Source organism: Bacteroides oleiciplenus YIT 12058, from assembly GCF_000315485.1.
Taxonomy (GTDB): domain Bacteria; phylum Bacteroidota; class Bacteroidia; order Bacteroidales; family Bacteroidaceae; genus Bacteroides; species Bacteroides oleiciplenus.
Genome location: NZ_JH992940.1, coordinates 1,152,164 through 1,172,494, shown reverse-complemented (window position 1 = coordinate 1,172,494; position 20,331 = coordinate 1,152,164). Strand labels below are relative to the sequence as shown.

Genomic DNA, 20,331 nt, shown 5'->3' with positions numbered 1-20,331 from the left:
TGGATAGTAACCGTAAATGGAATGTATTACAATAGGGGAGTTATAGGCACTATACTACCATCTTCATTAAACTCCATCTTATCTATACATACTTCTCTATTGTATCCGGCGTCCCGTCCCATCTTTATTCCATTCGGGCGATTGAAACGATGATATACTATATACCATTCATCTGTTCCCGGCATTTGCAGTACCGAATTATGTCCCGTTCCATAAATACCTTTTTCGGGAACCTTTGAAAGTATCAGGTTGTTTTCGGGAATACTTATAGGTCCGGTTGGAGATTTAGAAGTGCCATAACGAACCTGATAGTCTTCACTTCTTGTATCATTCTTAGACCAGAGAAAGTAGTAGAGACCTTTCCGGTAGAAAACGTAGGTACCTTCACTGTATTGAGGAGGCGTCAAGAGTTTCAGTGTCTTTTTTTTAATAGAAATCATATCTTTGTTCAACTCTGCAACAGCTAAAAAGCCGTTTCCCCAATATAAATAATCTTTTCCGGAAACAGGATCATGGAATACATCAGGGTCAATTACAGCTCCTCTATTGGTGCCTTCAGGCCTTTGGTCGAGCAAAGGAGCACCTGAATCCACAAAAGGGCCGGTTGGTTCATTGGCTACGGCTACTCCAATTTTTCCGGCTCCGGTATAATAGAAATAGTATTTATATTCTCCCTTCTTCCGTCCTTTCTTTTCTATGATACAAGGTGCCCATGCTCGTCCGCCGGCCCATGGAACATCTTTCTTTAAATCTAAAATGACACCCTCATCTTTCCAGTCCTTTAAATTATCCGATGAAAAGGTTTTGAAGTACCAACCTTCCCAGTTCTTATATCCGTCACTGGTAGGATAAATATAGTATTTTTTGTCTTTTTGTGAGTATAGAATCTCAGGGTCGGCATAAAGGCCTTTCAGAACCGGATTTTTTTTGTTAGTGAGAGGAGTGTAACGGAAGTCATTGAAAGCTACCGTCGCATCACCGGTTGCTATTAACCCTGCTTTTAGTGAATAGAAGCCCCGGTAGTTGTTATGATGAAATCCGGATACGTCTATATCCTTCTTTATGGTTTCCCACAGTGTGCCGTCCCGGCTTACTTGTAAAGTGCAGTTATGCTTTTCATTGATAATTCTGACGAAGAAGTGTTTGCCAAAAGTGTTGGGTACTTTTTCCTGTTCGTTTGCATTTTTATAAACAATGAATTGCTTCCCGTCGGACACGATTCCGGCAAATGCTTTTTCGTTGTAATATAGAACCAATCCGCCTGTGCCGGAATTCATTAAATCAACTTGGGTCTCTATCTGATACGACTTATCAGGAACCGTGACCAGCAGCAAGCGGCTATCTTTAGGTGATGTACCTTTTCCCTGTATATACAACTTGCCATCTTTTAACTCAAAATCCTGTCGGTTATACTTTCCCCAGGTTGTCCACTGGATACTTAATTCTTCTGAATTGAAATCATCAGAAAGTTCCATGCTTGGTTCTGCCGGAATCTCTGTCGGATGAACCGGTTTGTGTGTTTGCATAGAGCGGAACCACCCGTCGTTGAGCCATTCTACAGGCTCTATAAGAGTCTGGCGCCCCAACGTATATGCTCCGTTCTCATAGGCATGATAAACCATCCACCAATTGCCTTCTGCATCATCAATCAATGTCCCATGCCCTTTTGACCACCATTGTTCGCTGGCTGAATAGGTATGTACGATTGGATTATAAGGCGAGTTCTCCCAAGGACCTTTTACGCTTTTCGACCGGGCTGAGACTACCATGTGACTGGTTGCAGGTCCGGCCGTGCCGCCTTCTGCACTAGTTAGATAGTAATAACCGTCTTTGTAAGTCAGTTTAGGTGATTCAAGACAGAAGCATTCCACATCCCAATCTTCCGGGTATTGCCAGCCACTGTATGTGTGGAATACTTCTCCGACAGTAGCCAGGCCATCATCGGTGAGCTGTATCATATCACCTCTGTTGAGATGTAGATAACGCTTTCCGTCTTCACCCACAATGTGTCCCGGATCGATATAGCGATGCAGTTTCAAATCAACAGGCTTGCTCCAGGGACCTTTAATATCTTTTGCCCAAATCACATAATTAGTTCCGTTAGATGGATAATAAATATAATAAGTGTCACCATGCTTTACCAGGTCGGGTGCGTAAGCAGAACCTGTGATGTCAGTCATTGTTCGCACAAGAGGCTGCCAGTTTATGAGGTCGGTAGAGTGCCAAATCAGAAATCCTGGTGCGTAAACAAAGGCGGAATGAGTCATATAGAAATCTTTTCCGTCTCGGAGAATGGTAGGATCGGCATAGTCTCCCCGTAAGATAACTTTGGGATACTCTTGTGCTGGAAGTGTTTCTCCGAAGCTTATAGGACAGTTCCAATATTTGCACAGGTCGTTTGCTTCTTTCTCCGTCAACTGTATCACAGCTCCGTGCTTGGGCATATTGAAATTGGTGGCTTTCATTACTCCTTCATTAAAACGTCCTAAGTCTGTGAAATGCTTGAAATCAGAAGTTTCTCTAAAACCGAAGTTGTTGGGCTTGATTCCGAAGATGTCATACATCAGTACCCATTTATCTTCGCCGATTCGCTTCCATACATTGGGGGCTTCACATGATTTCTCTTCCGAATCATAAAATGTCGGGTCAAATTGATAATCGCCGGTCAGCTTGTCAGATACAGCTTTCATGATTCCTTTGTTGCATGCGTAGAACAGATGGTATTTATTCCCGATTTTGGTAATATCACCGTCTATGGCCGAAATATCTTTTTGAGGATGGTCGAACAATAAGGTAGGCAGAGATTCTATCTTGTTGAAATCTTCATTGGTATATACATAGTACATTTTAGCTTCTTCATTTCTGAATCTCATAGTGAAATAAATCATCATTTTCCCTTTTTCTTCATCATAGATAGTTTCTGGAGCCCATGCACAGCCTATCTCACCCAATTCGGGTGACAATTGATCGATGCGGATGTTGGTACGTGTCCAGTGAATCAGGTCGTGCGATTTCATTAATACTAATGCTCGGTTATTCCCCCAGCCATATTCGTCTTTCGGACGCATCCACTCTTCTTCACGTAAACCTTCTTTTTGAGCGTAGATATGCAGATCCGTCATCGTCAGATAGAAGGCACCGTCTGGACCACGATAAATATGAGGGTCGCGTATACCTTTTTGCAGGGCGATGGTGTCTCCCAGCATGACAGGATTTCCGTTGTTTATATCGGTGAAAGTATATCCATCAGGACTGATAGCCATGTGAAGGTCATGATCAGTATCTTTGAAATATACCAGAAGATAGGCTTTCATCTCTTTTTCTTGCGGAGTGCGGGCACGTAAAGGGTGCAAGTTACCTATTATGAATAATAGAAATAAGGATAGAAATAGATTTTTTGTTTTCATGTTTTTAATTGTTAGATTATTACTGTTCTGATGCCTGTGAAGACGGTGCAAAATTAGAAACGCCCTGTTGTTACAGGGCGTTCAAATGTTGAAAAATAGGTGATGGAGGTTGAAAGTCTTATTTTTCAGCTTTATTTTTAGATTGTTTGAGTGACGCGATGTATTCTGACGGTTTCATTCCGAATTCCTTTTGGAAACGCTTGCTCAGGTAGCTGGCAGTGCCGAAGCCTACACGGTCGGCTGCCTCGGAAACAGAATATCCTTCCTCTAAAAGTAACGCTGCACGTTTCAAACGGATTGAGCGGATGAAATCTGTTGGCGTTTTGCCGATGATGGATACTAACTTCCGGTAGAGCCCTGTCCGTTCCATACCCAAGTCTTTACTTAGCAGCTCTACTGAATAGTTGGAGTTGTCTATGTTTTGCTCTATATAATCGAGTGCTTTTTGGACAAACCTTTCATCAGAAACGGATAGTATATTTTCGTTATCACTGATTTCATCATTGCTTGATGTAACTTCTACCTTAGTTTGCTTCTGTTGCAAAAGGATTTTTTGGATACTGACCAGAAGTGACTTCATGTCAAGACCATCAGTTGGTGCGGGAGTCAGAATATCTTCTGATAATTGGCAAACGAGACCTTGTAAGTCTTTCGCGCTATTTTGGATTTGTTCATCGAGTAATTTTTGTTTTTTGTGTTCCATATAGTAGCGAAGTGCAAAGCAGGCGATTATAATTAAAGTAAGTATATATAAGGTATAAGCCCATTTTGTTTCGTACCATGCTGGTAGACGCTGTATTCTAATCTCCATACTGTTACTACCCCAATGTCCGTTGTTATCTGTTGCCTTTATCTCCAAGGTGTGGAAACCTTTAGATAATCCGGCGAGATAGATATTGTTTTGCCCTTCCGGCAGATAATTCCAGGAGTCATTTGTACCATACCTGAAGGCATAGCGTATTTTCTTTGCATGGAGGTGGTCGAGTGTGGAGAAAAATAGGTCTATACTTTGTTCGCTGGGCTGCAATATAAATTCTTCTTCTGCATATCCTGGCAGTCTGAGGCAATCATCTATTTTTATGGCTGATAGCTTGACCGGAACATTTCGTGTAGTGGCATTCAGGCCTTCATAAGGCAGAAATGAGCAAAAGCCTCCTGTGCCACCGACGAAAATAGTTCCGTCTTTGTCTTTATTTAGGGAGAGGAAACTGTTCATTGCAACAGATGGGTCGGAACTATAAATGGCATTCGTTGATTGGTCGGATGGATTATATATGATGATACGTTGGTCTGTCAACATCCAGATGCTTCCTTTATTATCAGCTTTGATAGTGGTTACTGCATCACCGTTCATGCCACATTCCTCTGTAACAGATGTCAGAGCGTGTTTGCCGGAATGAAAGGAATAGATATTTCCTCGGGTAGTACTTGTCCAAATAGTTTGGTCGGGTGCTATGTCGACTGACATGAAATTTTCATCTTTATTATAGCTTTGCATCTCTGAATCGGGACGGAATATACACAAACCCTGTTTCTCTGTTGCTAAAATGACTGTACCATCGGACTGGATGGCAATGTCATTAATGACTCCCATATCTTTCAGCAGTTGATCCAACTGTCGCAATAACAGGTTATATCGGAAAAGACCATTGCTCGTACCTATCCATAAACAAGATTGTGCATCCTCACGCAATGTATGAATCCGCTCATGAAAAGGTAGACAAACAGCCTTCTCCATTATCGGTAGTTTGTTAGTTTCACAGTTTACGCGTACAACATTGGTGTCATTTAGTACCGTATAGATACTTTTGTTATCTCTTGCTTTTATTAATAGGGGAGATATTTTGTCGCCATTATGTTGGAGGGATGTGGAAACAGGTAGGAGTTTGTTATTTTCAGGAGTATACAGATATAATCCGGAACGTCTTTGACAGAACCAATATCGCCCTTTGTCGCATATAAAAGATGCCGGAAGAGCCGGTTGTCCCGTTTCTGCTTCCAATAACGGAACAGAATGACGGATAAGCTGGTTTTTGGGAAAAGATAATATAAATGTATGTGGATGGAAAGAGGGTACCCAGATATTTCCATTGTAATCACTAATGAGTTGATTGAGTATCATTGGGGTGGAAGAATATCCTTCATACTCTCCCCAAGAAAGTAATTCGTGTGTCTCGGAGGTCCGATACGTGTATAGGTTATCGGCTGTTATTGTCCAGATACATTGCCGGACAGTGTCTTGCAACATTCCGAGAATCTGTTTTCTTGAGTTAGTTGACTTACTGAATATGGGTTGGGTGGAGAACATCCCTTTTGAGGTTTCCGCTTTCGGATTAAAATAGACGATGCCTTCACCCCATGTTGAAATCCAATAGCCTGGAGATGCGATGTCTTGCATAAAATAGGTGGGAGTTGAATCCAACGTCCAGGGATATGGAGTGAAGTCGTTTTTTTCGGAATCAAATTTGAAAACGCCCCCTTTTTGTTGTATCATCCATATCTCTGAACTTCTATCTTCATAAATTTGTGATACCGGGCGCGACTTACCTTTCCATTCCGTGGAATAGGTACCCAACCGCTTTCTGCCTGTGGCATCATAGTGTAATATCAGATGATTGGCAGATATCCAGATAGTACCGTCGGTGGCTATTAATATTGCGTCTATGCTCCAGTGTTCTATTTCTTTATCACCGAAAAGGCGGATTTGATAGTCTTTTTTATCCAGTAGATATAGGCCACGTTTAGTTCCAAACCAAATTCTATATTGGTTATCTCCTGTAATGCAGGTTATCCAGTTACTTTCTAACAAATCAGGAGTTTTGAAATCCGAACGGAATATTTTAATGGAATATCCGTCATCGCGGCAAAGACCACCACCTCCGGTTCCATACCACATATAGCCTTCCTTATCCTGAAAAGCCCGATATATTGGGGCGGTAGGTAATTGGTCTTGGGTAGGCAATTCTGTATAAAGTATATGTTGGGCTATGGCTGGAAAGATTGTGGCCAGTATGGATATAAATATGAGGTATACTCTTTTTGCTATCATAATTATTAGATTTATTATCTAATCGCAAATATAGTATAATTTTGTGTATTCAATACTTCCTGATTTCATTTTGGTATATATCCATTCTTATCAGTTGTTTCTTTTCATCTATATTGTGTTGTTTTTTTAGTAAAATGCGCGCAAAGATAGAAAAAAGGCAGAGAAAAGCGGATATTTATCCGTCTTTCTCTGCCTTTGTGGTCAGAATTGGTTAGTTTACTTCTTTGCTTCGTCGGCCAGCGAGTGTACTTTGCCTTTGAGATCATTTGCTTTTCCGGCAATGGCAGAAGTTTCGTCTGCTACTTTGTCCGCTACTCTTTCTCCGGCATACAATGCCTTTTCTTTAGCTGTTTCCAGCAAGTCTTCGGTATGTCCTTCAATTCTGTGCAGGGCATCGCATACTTCCGCTTTCATTTTTTTAGCTCTTGAACTGCGGGCAAAACCGTATGCCAGCGCTCCTAAGATTGAACCTACTCCCAGTCCAATCAGAAAATGAGAATCTTTACAAGTCATAATTTAAAAGGTTTAATGGTTAAAAACTAAATTACTTTCTATTTTGCTTTGAGAACACGCAGTATAGGCATTAGTTCAACAGAGACGAAAAGAATTACTACTATTTCACAAATTATAAATGAAAACTTTTATTAATCACCTTATTCTCTCGGTGAAAAGTTAATCATGCAGGATAGACGTACAGATAACGTAGAATGCCAACCGTATTTGTTCCTTGCCAGATGGAAAGCAGGTTGTATGAAAAAAGCAGTACCGAAGTGTTTGCGGTAAGTCATTTCTGTCGAAACTTCTGTCCCGTAGGTGTAACCGGCATATTGGACCGACACTCCTAAGTGGTATGCTTTCTCTGGATTGTCATATTGTTTGTAGGTAGAACCTATTTCCATATACCTTGTACATCCGTCTGTGATGTGATAGCTTTGTGAATATTGTGCCAATAGATTTATTTCCCGTTTTTTTATTCTCCACAGTGTTTGCTCAAGGTAGGCCCACCATGCGAAACTTACTTTTTTTTCTTCTTTCTCCAATACTTTCTGTTTTGCATCTTCATAACATAAATGCATCCTGTTGTGTAAAGCAAAACCCATAAAATATCTGCCATAATCTGTGCCATAATTACTTTCTGTAATACTGAAAATTCCGTTATCCCGTAGGTTAATGATGAATGGATTGTTATGTCTGTTCCATCCGTTGTACGCTTTTCCGCCATATATGCTACTTTGAATGAGCCAATGGTTGAGATGAATTTTATAATCAATGCAGATGCCGGATAAAGGATAATTGGCGATCGGATAGTTGGCGGATATTGTAGGAAAAATTCCACAAGAACTGTTGCTGAACAGTGACATGCCCGGAGCAATGAAGTAATCTTCATTCAGATTGCGTATCCCCAAAAAGAGTTGGGTATTTCCAATCCGTTGCGTATATCCCAATACGGCTATGCCAGCATACAGATTATCTTCTTCGATGTTTGAAAACACTTGCCAATCTCCGGTAATGCGTTCAGTTTTTGTTTTGTATAGGTGAATGGTTGCTGCATTTACTTCTCCACCTTTCAGCGCAGGAATATTGGCATCAAGTCGAAGCAGGTTACATACATTCATTTTCTTTTGGAAATTGAGTTGCCATTCTGCGGTGTATATCATGTTGATTTCTTGTGCGGGCATGCAGGGGAGATTCCCTGCGAGCACCGCATATAACATTACTATTCTTTTCATGATTCTTTCTGTTTATAGCCAGCGTGTAAATCTCTTAATGTACCAATTCTTCATGAGCTGCGTCAGAATACAGTAGGAGAGCAGTATCCCTATTAACCACGGGAAATAACTTAGCGGTAATGCCTGCAAACCGATGGATGCCCCGAAAGAGGTAAACGGTATGATAATGCCTATTACCATGATTAAAGACGTCATTCCTATAACAGGCCATGTGGCGCGGCTTTGGATGAACGGAATCTTCCGCGTACGTATCATGTGTACAATCAAAGTCTGCGAAAGCAATCCTTCGATGAACCATCCCGACTGGAACAACGATTGATGTTCAGGACTGTTACAGCCGAATACATGCCACATCACCAGATAAGTGACAATATCGAATATAGAACTGATCGGTCCGATATAAATCATGAAACGACTCAGGTCCGATGCATCCCATTTTCTCGGTTTCCTCAGGAATTCCGGGTCCATGCGGTCGAAAGGGATAGTGGTCTGGGAAATATCGTACAACAGATTTTGGATGAGCAGATGAATAGGCATCATCGGCAGGAAAGGCAGGAATGCACTGGCAAACATAACACTGAACATATTCCCGAAATTTGAACTTGCCGTCATCTTGATGTACTTGATGATATTTCCGAATGTTTTTCTTCCTTCTATCACGCCGTCTTCCAGTACCATCAGATCTTTTTCCAGCAGAATGATATCGGCACTTTCCTTGGCAATATCCACGGCCGAGTCTACAGAAATACCTATGTCCGACTGGCGCAGTGCGGCCGCATCATTGATGCCATCACCCAGGAAACCCACCGTGTTGTCCTGTTCTTGTAAAATGGAGATTATTTGCGTTTTCTGCAAGGGCGTCAGTTTGGAAAATACGGTGGTCGTCTTTACCTGCTCTTTCAGGGCGGTTTCGTCCATCATTTCTATTTCAGGACCAGTCAGCGAATGACCAGTGTCGATACCTACCTGCAAGGCGATTGCTTTTACTACAATGTCATTGTCCCCCGACAGCACTTTAACTTCCACGCCGTGCTCGTGCAGCTGCTTGATAGCTTCTGCTGCGGAAGGCTTTGGGGGATCGAGAAAAGCCAGATAGCCGATCAATACCATTTCTTTTTCATCACCTACAGAGAAATTGCCATTTTTTTCGACATAGCTTTTTTGCGAGACGGCTAACACTCTCATACCTTTACGGTTCATCTCATCACTAATTTGTTTGGCTTTTGCTTTTAGCTCATCTGTTAGCTGATATACTTTTCCATTGAATTCTGTGTGCGAGCAGATGGCAAGTATTTCCTCTACCGCACCTTTAGTGATGATCTGTCGTTTTTCCTGTCTGTCTTTTATTACTACGGACATTCTTCTGCGTATGAAGTCGAAGGGGATTTCATCGACTTTGGTATAGTCGTCTTTCAGGTGTTCTAAATTCAGTTCTTTCACATGAGATAGGATTGCTTTATCCATCAGGTTTTTCAGCCCTGTCTGGAAATAACTGTTGAAGTAAGCATGACGCAGAATACGCTTGCTCTCGTCAGCGCTTCCGTCGGCATTGATATATTTCTCCAATACAATCTTATCGCAGGTGAGTGTACCTGTCTTGTCCGTACATAGTATATTCATGGCACCAAAGTTTTGAATTGCATTCAGATTCTTGACAATTGTTTTTTTTCGGGACATGGATAAAGCTCCTTTGGACAGGTTAGCGGTGACAATCATCGGAAGCATTTCGGGAGTTAATCCCACAGCTACCGAGATGGCAAAAATGAAAGCCTCGAACCAATCACCTTTTGTGAATCCGTTGATAAAAAAAACGAATGGAACCATAACCAGCATAAACCGGATAAGCAGGAGGCTGACTTTACTGATACCTTTGTCGAAGGCGGTTATTGCCCGGTGTCCATTCAGGTTTCTGGCAATGGTTCCGAGGTAAGTTCTGTTTCCGGTTGCAAAAACAATACCTTTGGCGGCTCCACTGATGACGGTGGAACCCATGTAGCAGATGTTATCCAATTCCACGATGCTGCCTTTTCTGTATTGCTTCTCTTTGATTTCCGGGAACTTTTCTATCGGTTCCGATTCTCCGGTCAGGGAAGCCTGACTGATAAACAAATCTTTTGATTCGATAATTCGTAAATCAGCGGGAATCATATCTCCTGCAGCCAGGTAGATTATGTCTCCCGGCACAAGTTCCGTGATGTCCAGTTCTTCTTCACAGCCACCGGCACGTTTCACTAGACAAGTGTTTTTTACCATTTTCATTAATGATTCTGTGGCTTCATTGGCTTTCCATTCCTGCCAGAAGCGCAGGATAACACTGCATATCACCATGACGGCGATGATAATGACTCCTGTCCATTCTTGTTCTCCCGGTGCGGCCATGAGCACATCAATAACGAGAGATATAACAGCTAACCCGGTAAGTACACCTATAAACGGATTGATAAAAGTCTTGATAAAGACGACAAAGGGATTCTTCTTTGGTTCATGGGTCACTTCGTTTTTTCCGTACGTGTTTTGCCTGTTTTCTACTTCAGCTTTGGTCAAGCCGAGCCTGGTTGTTTGCAGGTAGGAGTAAACAGACTTGGTAGCTTGTGTGGCTGCCAGGAAAACCTTCTCTGAATTAAATGCATACTGCGGCTGGCGTAACTTTTTCTTCCACATCATAATCTCTAATTTTTTTTAAGTTACTAATTGCGTTTATTCTTTCACGGCGCAAAAGTAAGTAAGGCTTTTCAGGGAAGCCGTTAGAGATTTATTAGAGTGGTATTAGAAAACTATTAGAGAAATTAGATATGCGGTAGTTTTACTACATAAGTAGTACCTTCTCCTTGGTGTGAAAAGACGGAAATCTCACCTTTGTGAAGGCTTAGTATCTTGTGAGCCAGAGTCATGCCGATGCCATATCCGGATGCGATCTCTTTGTTTTCTCCGCGATAGAACAGTTGGAAAAGGTTTTCTTTATCTTTCTCGGACATGCCTACACCATCATCGGACAGGCGTATGATGGACCATTGTTCCCAGAATGCAATTTGGATGAAGGAGGTCCGGTTCTGAGAATACTTACAGTTATTTTCTATCAGGTTGACGAATGCCGTTGTGAGCAGATAACTATTTCCGATTACAGTAAGTACTTTGTCATCATCCGCTTCTTGTTCAAATACAAGCTCGATATGATAATCGGGGTGGGCTCTTAACACGAGTTCCCTTGCATCAAGCAAGAGTTCATCCAGACGGACTTCTTCTCTTTTAATTTGTTCCGGTGCATAGTCGGCTTTGGCTAGGTTCAGTAAGCCGTCTATCAGTTTTATTACTCTTTGGGAATCTTGTAAGGCATTGTGGATGGCATTCTGGTATTGCTCAGGAGTTCTTTCTTTTTGAAGTGCCAAGTCCAATTCGGCAGATAGGGCTGCCATAGGGGTGCGTAGTTCATGGGAGACATTACTGATGAACATCTTTTGCGAATTGAATGACTTTTCCAATCTGTCGAGTAAAGCATTGAAAGTAAGGCTCAACTCGCCTAATTCGTCTTTTTCGTTCTTTACAGGTAAACGTTTGTCTATTTGTGAGGCTGTGATACTTTCGGTTTCCTTTACTATTCCCCGTATGGGAGCTAAGGAACTGCGTGCAAAGATATAACCTACGATGATCAGGATGGAGAGCCCGCTAACCAGCAATAAAACAAGGGTTTCTTCCAGGATTTCGCGTTTGGCATATCCGTAACCATCATAGGCTGCGGCTGTGACGATATATTCTTTTCCCTCAAAAGTGTAGATGATGCCTACTCCCTGATATTTGCCTATATAGAAATCAATTTCTTTCTTCTGGATGATACGCCTAATCATTTCCGGTGTTTCCTTTATGATATCGTTTTGCAGTGCATCATGATATAGCATGTGAAAGTTGGTGTCGTAGACGGCGACTTCCACTTCATCTATGAATTTCTTATTATTCAGGTAAATGGATTGCATGGTTGCCGCATCTACCTGATTATTCAGAAACAGATGTGCTTTGGTGATAGCCTCGCTTTTCAGGTTTCTGAAAAAGGCACTGCTGCGCGAATGTTCGTTGACGCAGTAGATGGCCGTAATAAATACAAGGAATACGGCGGCTGTGATGCAGGTGTATCGCAGGGTTAGTGCAGTTCTGATTTTCATAGCTTGTCGGTCAGGATAAAACCCATGCCGGCTTTGGTATGGATTAGTTTGGTTTCGAAGTCCCGGTCAATCTTCTTGCGGAGATAGTTGATATACACATCAATGAAGTTTGTTCCGGTATCAAAGTGGGTGTTCCATACTTTATCAGCAATCTCCACACGACTGAGAACCCGTTCGGCATTGTCAGCCATATATACCAGAAGGTTATATTCTTTTGGGGAGAGCTTGATAGGCGTATCGTTCCGTTTTACGTTTTTGCCTTGTAGGTCAATATACAGGTCGGCATACCTTATTTCTTTGGGCTGCGGGGAGGCGTTATTTTCATGATGCCGTTTCAGCAGCACTTTGATTCTTGCATAGAGTTCCCTGAAATCGAAAGGTTTCACCATATAGTCGTCCGCTCCGGCATCAAATCCATCCAGTTTATCGTCTGTAGAGCCTAAGGCTGTGAGCATCAGGATGGGGACACTGGGATTTGCTTTGCGGATTTCTTTGCACAACTCAAAACCATCCATCTTGGGTAGAATGATGTCGGAGATTACCAGGTCGAAAGTATGGGCACGGAAGAGACGCAGTCCCATGACGCCATCGTAAGCTACCATGGTTCGATAACCATTCTCTTCCAGTCCATTCTTGAGCAGGCTGGCTACTCTTGATTCGTCTTCAATAATCAATATCGTATGCATGGTCCGTATTTTTTATAGATTCCAGTTGTTTTTATTTGAGACCATACAAATATAGAGATTATTTGTGAGTTTCTCTTTTCTTACTCTTTTAATAAAGGCAACCGGTTCAGCATATTTCTGATTTTAATAGCGATACGTGGCATCGGTTCGGCTACGGTCAGTCCTACCAGGTCATATTCGGAAGCAATGTCGTTAATCACGCGGACTACTTCCTCGGTTTTCATGCCATCCGGTTCCACACCGACGCCTGCAATCATGTCGGCAGGGTCTATCACGTCCAGATCAAAGTGGATGACGACTTTGGAAACTCCTGTTCCTTTCAGCCACTCCATGATGGCGGTACTATTCTCTGCTATGTCTTTGGGTGCTAGTCCTTTTATTCCTAATTTCTTTTGCCTCTCCTGCATACCTTTATCCCACGAACGTAAGCCTACAATCAATGCTTTGGAAATGTCGAATTTGCCGGGTAGCATATTGACAATTTCTTCGTCCCCCATGCCTAAACATGCTGTGAGGGCCATTGCATGGTACCCTTTGTATTCATCATAAGGCAGGTTGATGTCCGGATGCGCATCTATCCAGACTACGGCTACATCATCCGGATATTTGGCTGCCAGATAAGTGAACGGGACAACGCTCACTGAACATTCTCCACCGAGGGTGAGGATTCTATCCGGATTATTTTCATTAAGTATATTGAGTGCCGCCTTGCTTTGTTTTACAATGACATTGCGAGCACTGATGCCTTTTTCTATTGCCCGGTCGTTTATCTCCAGTGAAACCGGAACTTCCACCGTTTTCTGGTTGCTTTCGGGAGCCAGCAGGTTTAAGAGTTGGGCACCTAAATAATAGCCTTTGGAAGAGTCTTCTGCCGGAATATCCGGCATCCAGTGATCTACAATTCCGCCTTGCCATTGCGGGTAAATCAGGCGGAGAGGAGTTGTTTCATTCTTCATATCTTTACTATTTTTTTGTGCATACATTGAAGTAGCTCCAATGATTAATGCGATGGACACTAAAAAGGTTTCTCATTCTTTTTAGGTACAAAAATAGGAAACTCTTCGGTTTTATACAAGTACGGCTAAATTATTCATATACTGATAAATTTATCCCTATGGATTCTGCAAAATGTGCTGTTATGGTTTTTATCTTTCTTCATATGTCTTTATTTTTAGTTGTTTTTATATTCTTGATGATTCGTGCTGGATTTCCTGCCACAATCGTCATGGGCGGAACTTCTTTTGTAACCACACTTCCTGCACCGATAACAGCACCATAGCCTATTTTTATACCAGGCAGAATGGTTGCGCCGATGCCAATCCATACCTTATCTTCTATCACAATGGGGCGTCCGTAAGTTGCACTGCGGTTGTCGGGGTCGAGATCGTGATTAATGGTAATCAGATTTACTTTGGGGCCGATGAATACATCATTCCCAATGGTGATGCCTCCTCGTCCGAAGAACGTACAACACTGTTGGATAAAGCAACGTTTGCCGATGTTCACCGGTTTGCCATAGTCTATATAGAGAGGAGGTAATACCGTGGTGCTTTTATCCAACGGCTTTCCAAGTATCTGCCCCATATAATTGTGTACCTCTTCCGGAGTACGATAACCCGTGTTCATCTCTGTGGCGGTTTTCATCGTGGCAAAGATGTCGGCAATTAGTTCATTATATCCTTCGTCGTTGGGCGATACCATTTCGCCGTTAATGTCTCTTGTGAAAATATCGTTCATAATTGTATCTTTTGTTTTGATTTGAAATTCCTTACTTAACCCATTGGCGGAATTGATTTATTTGCGTGCAGAAAGAAATCAAACCGCGTTATTTTGTATGCAATATTCATTTCTGTTTCTACCCTGTCTTGTTACTTTTTCCACCCCCTCTCAGACGCCCTCTGAATGGGGGTACAATGAGTCAGGGACTGAAAGGCATTCAGTCAGGGAGTCAAAGGCATTCAGTCCCTGACTGAATCAGGTTCACTCAATGAGTCGGAAGAAAAGCCGAAAGAAAGGAATCGGTTTACTGCTCTTTTTGTAAAAGAATACTCCGACCATTTATGGAATATTTCGATTGTACCTTAATGTTCTGATACAAAGATACGGGGTATTTATCGCAAGGGCTTTGTTGTAGAGCTCAAAGGGCTTTGTTGTAAGGTTCAAATGGATTATTAAACAGCTTCGCATTATCTATTTGCGGAGCTGCTTGTGGAAGGCAGGTTTCTGTAGGTTTGATTTGTTATATACTGTTGACCGGTGAAATACCATACATTTCTTTATATATTTTGGAGAAATGCGACAAATTCTTGAATCCGACATCAAAGCATACTTCTGTAACTTTCTTCCGGCCTGTTGTAATCAGTTCGTGTGCCGTTTCCAACCTACGTTTTATCAGCCATTTCTGCGGTGGCAAGTCACTGAGTTTCTTGAAATCACGTTTGAAAGTAGCTAAACTACGCCCCGTATAGTTTGCCATTTCTTCTAAAGAAAGATCGAACATGTAATTGTTGTTCATGTACTCCAATAAGTCAATTTTCCACGGGTCGGTAAAATCGAAGAGTGAAGCGTAGAGATCCTTGCTCGTGTTCAACAGTATGTATACCCCTTCTATCATTTTCAGTTTCAACAAATCCTCAGAAGGTTTTATGTCGGAATCAAAATAAGGTAGAATGGATTCGAACAAGCTCTTGATATCAGGACGTCCGTTAGGCAACAGACATAGGCTTTTCTTATCCCGTTTGGCATATTCGGGCAGTGCGGACTTATCCAGATTTTGATAAAATTCGCGTAAGAATTTACGGGAAAACTTCAAAACAACAGAACGATAGGGCTTCCCAGTTTTGACGCGCTTTTGTAACAGCATCTGATTGTCACGTCGCATAAAAGCACAGTCACCCTTATGCAGAATAGTCTTTTTCCCTTTTTCTTCGATTTCCAGTTCTCCGGAACAAAGGTAAATCAGAGTATGTTCGCGGTTAGAATGCGAACACTGGCGATCATCCGTAAAATAACTTGCAATGAACACATTCGAATAATCAAGTACTTTGAGTGTTTCCATATTTTCTTATCTTTTTCATCTGCTAAAATAGTAATTTCTCTATATATAGAGAAATTACAGTGTTTATATCTAAAAAAAATCTTGTGGAAGGTATAATAAACTCAATCTTTCTTATATTCTTTAGGTGATAGTCCGTATTGATTATGGATTCGGAAAAGATACGGCAGGATTTGTGTTTCAGTTCGCAGAAGCATTCTAATCAAACTGTACCTCCCAGTTCTTGTCCTGATAGGCAGCAAAGCACATGGCTATCTGTTCTTTGCTGTTCTTTTCTTCCGCTAACGCAGGTATTTCATCCAGAGAGAAATATCTGCTTTCAGTCGTTTCTATGTTACTCTGAAAGCTTCCGCCTGTTACTTCGCACAGCACAAAAGCCTTGCAAACATTGTATGCATAGGGTGGTACGTTGTGCAGATTCCTGTCCTGCACGGCAATCAGGCGAACAGCTTTCACATCTAACCCCGCTTCTTCCTTTACCTCTTTTTCCGTATTGGTCTTGATGGTTTGATTCACGTCTACCCAGCCACCCGGCAAAGACCATACACCGGCTTTCTCTTTTACCAGGAGAATTTTATCATCTTTGAAGATAGCAGCCCGTGTGTCTAGTTTGGGTGTCTGAAAGCCTGTTTCATTGCAGAACAAGCCTTTCACTTTTTCTAATGGCAGGTCGCTCTGGTGGCTCATTATCTCTGCTGATATTTCGCGGATACGTTCGAAACGTTCAAGGTCGAAAGGGTCTTTGGTATAGGTCAGTCCTGCCTGTGCTATGAATTGGAGTTCTTTGGCCCATTCGAGCCAGCGGGGATCGGTATTCTCTTTCATTGGATATTGGGATTTAAAGAATCATATACTATCTTGGATATGCGGGCGATGATGGCTGCATTTTCCTGATCATTTTCCTGTGATTCCATGACGAGGACCGTGATGTAATATTCTCGTCCGTCTGGAAGGATGATGAAGCCTGCGTCATTGTCGGCGGTTTTTACGCCTGCGGGTGTTCTGTCGGAAGAACCGGTTTTGTGTCCGACAATGACATCAGGGGGTAATTGCCCCTTCAGTTTGTCCGTACCTGTGGAAGTCTCTTTCAGGATTTGCCATAAGAAATCTTTGTATTCGGTGGCAAATAAGGTTTGCTTGTCAGCTATATCCAGCAGTCTGACCACTGCCTCCGGGGTGCTCCAGTTTTGATATTGGGTTGCCACATCCCGGTGCATGAGGTCTTCATTAGCTGCCAGATTAAAGTCTTTCAAACCTAATGATTTTATGTAGCTATTAACTTTTTCTATACCATCGGTATAGTCAATGAGTACGTCGCAAGCATTGTTATCGCTCAATGATATGCTATACTCTAACAGCTCTCTCAAAGATATACTGAAATCCTGGTCAGGGAATTTCTGTCTCAATGGGCTGTATGTATTGGGTAACATTTGGGCCGCTTTTATTTCCATGATGCTGTCTAAGCTTACATGCTCCTTATCCATTTTGTCTAAAACAGCCAGTGCTACATGGAGTTTGAAGACACTGAACAGAGGGAAATGAATTTGATTGTTATGGAGTGCAATGATTGTATCATTAGCTAATACGGCAACGCCGACAGTTGCCTTTTTATCTTTCAGAACTTGCTCGATTTGCTGTTCCAGTCCTTTCTGTTGATTACGTTTGTTGATATTGCAAGCACTGAATAAAGAGGTCAGTAACATGCAGACTAAAAAGATACTCACTTTCATGGTTAATATAAATCTTAAATTGTAATTATCTTCTCGTTAGTTTTTAGGTATTGGGTAAGAGGTTCTCCCATATATCGCTCAAAGATACAATAATTCTGAGACTTTCTGATAGCAAATAACTAATTTTGTTAGCCTACAATGTGACGGCGACCATGCCTCCTAATGTCAAAGTATGCATATACTCTTTGGTGTTTACACTATGTGGAGGAATCAGATTATAGTCAAATAAGAACCGGAAGTTTAACTTCGGTTTCACCTTAATGAGTAAGGACAAGCCGCTTCCCAAACAAAGACCACCATTCGCCTTTATTGTTGAATAGGGCAATTGCAATGTATTATAGTGGGTATATCCGGCTAGTAGCTTACTGCCGACAGCTAAACGTGAAGATAGGGGATATGAAAAGTAGCCTCCGGTATAAAAAGATGTAAAACTGAATGTTTGGTTTTGGGCTTCGTTATCATTAAGTAGAAATGATAAATTGGAAATGGTGAATCGTCCCCCAAATCCTAAATAAGGATTGAAGAAATAGGCCCCTTCAATGCCGCTCGTGCTGCCGGAAGATGTTTTCAATGTGGTGTGTTCATCCAGGTCATATTTACTCAGAGGAATATTAAATCCTATATAAAGCCCGAGAAATGATGGCGGCATCTTCTTATCAAGACAGAAATCTGATTGGGAACTTTTCAATAGCCCCTTGTCTTTGAAAATCAGGTCTGTAATGAAATAGCCCAACTCGGTTGAGAGGATTCCAATTCCGGCTCCTGCCATGATATCACTTAACCAGTGTTTGTTATTTGCCATACGCATGAGCCCGGTGGCGGTAGCTGCGGAATATGCTCCTATACTAATCCATGGGCTTATATCGCCATATTCTTTATGGAGCATAGTGGCGGTCATAAAGGCGGTAGCTGTGTGTCCCGAAGGAAAGGAATGATTGTTGGAACCGTCGGGACGCATCACTTTTGTTTTTACTTTCAGTTGACTTACTACTGTAGACATAATTGCAACTGTGAAAGCATCCGATGCCAGCATCCGTCCCCATGAACTCCGTCCTTCAACTCCTCCTATCTTCATACCGAGCATTGCGGCTGCCGGCAGATATTGCAGGTAATCGTCATAATGCTGTCGGAAGGAAGGCATATAGTCGTTTCGTAACTGTCGGAAATGGTCGTCTTCACTTTTTACAATCATTCCTCCGATGACGAGAGGAACTCCGATATAAGTCATCTGATAAGCATGTGATGAAATGATTTTATCGAGTTTTCTCTCATATGAATGTGCGGTTTGCCGGGGGGAAAATGGGATACTGTCTTTTATGGTTGCATGAATTAAATAATTGCATGTGCAAATAAGAATAAGTAATACACTCGTTGCTTTTCTCATCGTTTTCTACTTTGGGGGTTAAGAATAAGCACAAAAGTAGAAGACGATTTTGTGGAAAGTTTGAAGATTCAGAATTGGATGCTGAAATAATGCCGGTTACTTTCATAGTGATAAGTAATTATCCAATTATGATAGTCGCAAATAGCCTTGGCAATGGCCAGCCCTAATCCGTTTCCTTTGTTTTTTTCAGATGGGCGGTAAAAGCGGTTGAATATGAGTTGGCTGTCCAGGGCTTTTTCTTCGGATGTGTTGGAGATAATCAATTGTTGGTTTTTAATGGAGAGGGTGATATCTCCGTTTGCCATATTATGACGGACAGAATTCACAATCAGGTTATTGATTAGACTTTCTAATAAAGTTCTGTTTGCCCGGATTTCCATTCTTTGTGTATGGAAATCCTTGCGAATATTGATTCCCTCTGCCAGATTCTCCAAGGAGGGGAGAAGCTTATCCAGTACGGTTATTAAGTCGATGGTATCCATTTGGCCGTACTGTTTGTTTTCTATTTTGGCAAGCAATAATAAGTTCCGGTTCAAGCGTGACAGGCGGTTGGAAACCTGATATAAATCCTGTATGGCGGCTGCCTGCTGTTCCGTCAAGTCTGCTTGTTGAAGCAGCAGGTCGAGTTTGCTTTGGAAGACGGCTAACGGAGTTTGTAGTTCGTGCGAGGCATTTTCTGTGAACTCTTTCTGTGTCCGGTAGCTTTTCAGACTGTTTCCCATCAGGCGATCCAGTGTATGGTTCAGCCTGTCAAATTCTTTGATACCGCTTTCGGGTAGTTGTGGGATCGTACCGCTTTCAAGCCGGAAATTTTCAATCTGCCTCAATGTCTCGTCAAAAGGTTTCCACAACCGGCGTGATATGAAACGCATCATGAATACAATTGCTATTCCTAATACAACACTAATCAAGGCGAATTGTATCATGACGCCGTGCATGATATCACGCTCCAGGTCCAGTTGAGGTTGTGTAAAAAGTAAGAATCAAGTGTTCTTTGACATTTTGTATTAAAAAGGAAATGCTCTTTATCTCTTTATTTTGGAATTTCTATTGTTGTCCTTTGGCAAATGACCGCTATTAGGTATACTTAATACCCCAATAGTGGACTTGTTGCAATAGTACCTGTATGCTTTGAA

The 20,331-nt window shown here is 41.9% G+C and carries 14 protein-coding genes; all 14 read right to left on the bottom strand.

Translation table 11 applies throughout. The features are described from left to right. Window positions 1-26 precede the first annotated feature (26 nt). Window positions 27-3,407, bottom strand: coding sequence for a family 43 glycosylhydrolase (locus tag HMPREF9447_RS27420; protein WP_009128670.1), 3,381 nt, complete (start codon window positions 3,405-3,407; stop codon window positions 27-29). Between the two features lie 118 nt (window positions 3,408-3,525). After that, window positions 3,526-6,456 carry a two-component regulator propeller domain-containing protein gene (locus HMPREF9447_RS05055; protein ID WP_009128669.1) on the bottom strand — a complete coding sequence of 977 codons (2,931 nt, stop codon included), beginning with the start codon at window positions 6,454-6,456 and terminating at the stop codon, window positions 3,526-3,528. A gap of 216 nt (window positions 6,457-6,672) precedes the next feature. Beyond that, window positions 6,673-6,969, bottom strand: coding sequence for a YtxH domain-containing protein (locus HMPREF9447_RS05050; RefSeq protein ID WP_009128668.1), 297 nt, complete (start codon window positions 6,967-6,969; stop codon window positions 6,673-6,675). A gap of 140 nt (window positions 6,970-7,109) precedes the next feature. Beyond that, window positions 7,110-8,186, bottom strand: coding sequence for a hypothetical protein (locus HMPREF9447_RS05045; RefSeq protein ID WP_009128667.1), 1,077 nt, complete (start codon window positions 8,184-8,186; stop codon window positions 7,110-7,112). Window positions 8,187-8,198: 12 nt separating this feature from the next. After that, on the bottom strand, window positions 8,199-10,850 hold the full coding sequence (gene mgtA, locus HMPREF9447_RS05040) for a magnesium-translocating P-type ATPase (protein WP_009128666.1): 2,652 nt from the start codon (window positions 10,848-10,850) through the stop codon (window positions 8,199-8,201). A gap of 122 nt (window positions 10,851-10,972) precedes the next feature. Then, entirely contained in the window at window positions 10,973-12,340 is a 1,368-nt protein-coding gene (locus HMPREF9447_RS05035; protein WP_009128665.1) for a HAMP domain-containing sensor histidine kinase, read from the bottom strand. Then, on the bottom strand, window positions 12,337-13,026 hold the full coding sequence (locus HMPREF9447_RS05030) for a response regulator transcription factor (RefSeq protein WP_009128664.1): 690 nt from the start codon (window positions 13,024-13,026) through the stop codon (window positions 12,337-12,339). The genes HMPREF9447_RS05035 and HMPREF9447_RS05030 overlap by 4 nt, the downstream gene beginning before the upstream one ends. An 80-nt stretch (window positions 13,027-13,106) precedes the next feature. Beyond that, window positions 13,107-14,009 carry an arginase family protein gene (locus HMPREF9447_RS05025; RefSeq protein WP_044137457.1) on the bottom strand — a complete coding sequence of 301 codons (903 nt, stop codon included), beginning with the start codon at window positions 14,007-14,009 and terminating at the stop codon, window positions 13,107-13,109. A 172-nt stretch (window positions 14,010-14,181) separates the two neighbouring features. Continuing rightward, complete coding sequence (locus tag HMPREF9447_RS05020) at window positions 14,182-14,763, bottom strand: DapH/DapD/GlmU-related protein (RefSeq protein WP_009128662.1); 582 nt, start codon at window positions 14,761-14,763, stop codon at window positions 14,182-14,184. A gap of 502 nt (window positions 14,764-15,265) precedes the next feature. Beyond that, complete coding sequence (locus HMPREF9447_RS05015; protein WP_009128661.1) at window positions 15,266-16,084, bottom strand: helix-turn-helix domain-containing protein; 819 nt, start codon at window positions 16,082-16,084, stop codon at window positions 15,266-15,268. A gap of 195 nt (window positions 16,085-16,279) precedes the next feature. Next, on the bottom strand, window positions 16,280-16,906 hold the full coding sequence (locus HMPREF9447_RS05010) for an NUDIX hydrolase N-terminal domain-containing protein (protein WP_009128660.1): 627 nt from the start codon (window positions 16,904-16,906) through the stop codon (window positions 16,280-16,282). Beyond that, window positions 16,903-17,811, bottom strand: coding sequence for a class A beta-lactamase, subclass A2 (gene bla, locus HMPREF9447_RS05005; protein ID WP_009128659.1), 909 nt, complete (start codon window positions 17,809-17,811; stop codon window positions 16,903-16,905). The genes HMPREF9447_RS05010 and bla overlap by 4 nt, the downstream gene beginning before the upstream one ends. 133 nt (window positions 17,812-17,944) lie before the next feature. Next, entirely contained in the window at window positions 17,945-19,195 is a 1,251-nt protein-coding gene (locus HMPREF9447_RS05000) for a phosphatase PAP2 family protein (RefSeq protein WP_044137454.1), read from the bottom strand. A gap of 68 nt (window positions 19,196-19,263) precedes the next feature. Further along, window positions 19,264-20,133 (bottom strand): sensor histidine kinase, encoded by an 870-nt coding sequence (locus HMPREF9447_RS04995; RefSeq protein ID WP_009128656.1) that lies wholly within the window; start codon window positions 20,131-20,133, stop codon window positions 19,264-19,266. Between the last annotated feature and the right edge of the window lie 198 nt (window positions 20,134-20,331).

Bases quoted from the DNA above. Each gene is read 5' to 3' on its own strand.
- HMPREF9447_RS27420 (WP_009128670.1), bottom strand. From the start codon at position 3,407: ATGAAAACAAAAAATCTATTTCTATCCTTATTTCTATTATTCATAATA.
- HMPREF9447_RS05055 (WP_009128669.1), bottom strand. From the start codon at position 6,456: ATGATAGCAAAAAGAGTATACCTCATATTTATATCCATACTGGCCACA.
- HMPREF9447_RS05050 (WP_009128668.1), bottom strand. From the start codon at position 6,969: ATGACTTGTAAAGATTCTCATTTTCTGATTGGACTGGGAGTAGGTTCA.
- HMPREF9447_RS05045 (WP_009128667.1), bottom strand. From the start codon at position 8,186: ATGAAAAGAATAGTAATGTTATATGCGGTGCTCGCAGGGAATCTCCCC.
- mgtA (WP_009128666.1), bottom strand. From the start codon at position 10,850: ATGATGTGGAAGAAAAAGTTACGCCAGCCGCAGTATGCATTTAATTCA.
- HMPREF9447_RS05035 (WP_009128665.1), bottom strand. From the start codon at position 12,340: ATGAAAATCAGAACTGCACTAACCCTGCGATACACCTGCATCACAGCC.
- HMPREF9447_RS05030 (WP_009128664.1), bottom strand. From the start codon at position 13,026: ATGCATACGATATTGATTATTGAAGACGAATCAAGAGTAGCCAGCCTG.
- HMPREF9447_RS05025 (WP_044137457.1), bottom strand. From the start codon at position 14,009: ATGTATGCACAAAAAAATAGTAAAGATATGAAGAATGAAACAACTCCT.
- HMPREF9447_RS05020 (WP_009128662.1), bottom strand. From the start codon at position 14,763: ATGAACGATATTTTCACAAGAGACATTAACGGCGAAATGGTATCGCCC.
- HMPREF9447_RS05015 (WP_009128661.1), bottom strand. From the start codon at position 16,084: ATGGAAACACTCAAAGTACTTGATTATTCGAATGTGTTCATTGCAAGT.
- HMPREF9447_RS05010 (WP_009128660.1), bottom strand. From the start codon at position 16,906: ATGAAAGAGAATACCGATCCCCGCTGGCTCGAATGGGCCAAAGAACTC.
- bla (WP_009128659.1), bottom strand. From the start codon at position 17,811: ATGAAAGTGAGTATCTTTTTAGTCTGCATGTTACTGACCTCTTTATTC.
- HMPREF9447_RS05000 (WP_044137454.1), bottom strand. From the start codon at position 19,195: ATGAGAAAAGCAACGAGTGTATTACTTATTCTTATTTGCACATGCAAT.
- HMPREF9447_RS04995 (WP_009128656.1), bottom strand. From the start codon at position 20,133: ATGCACGGCGTCATGATACAATTCGCCTTGATTAGTGTTGTATTAGGA.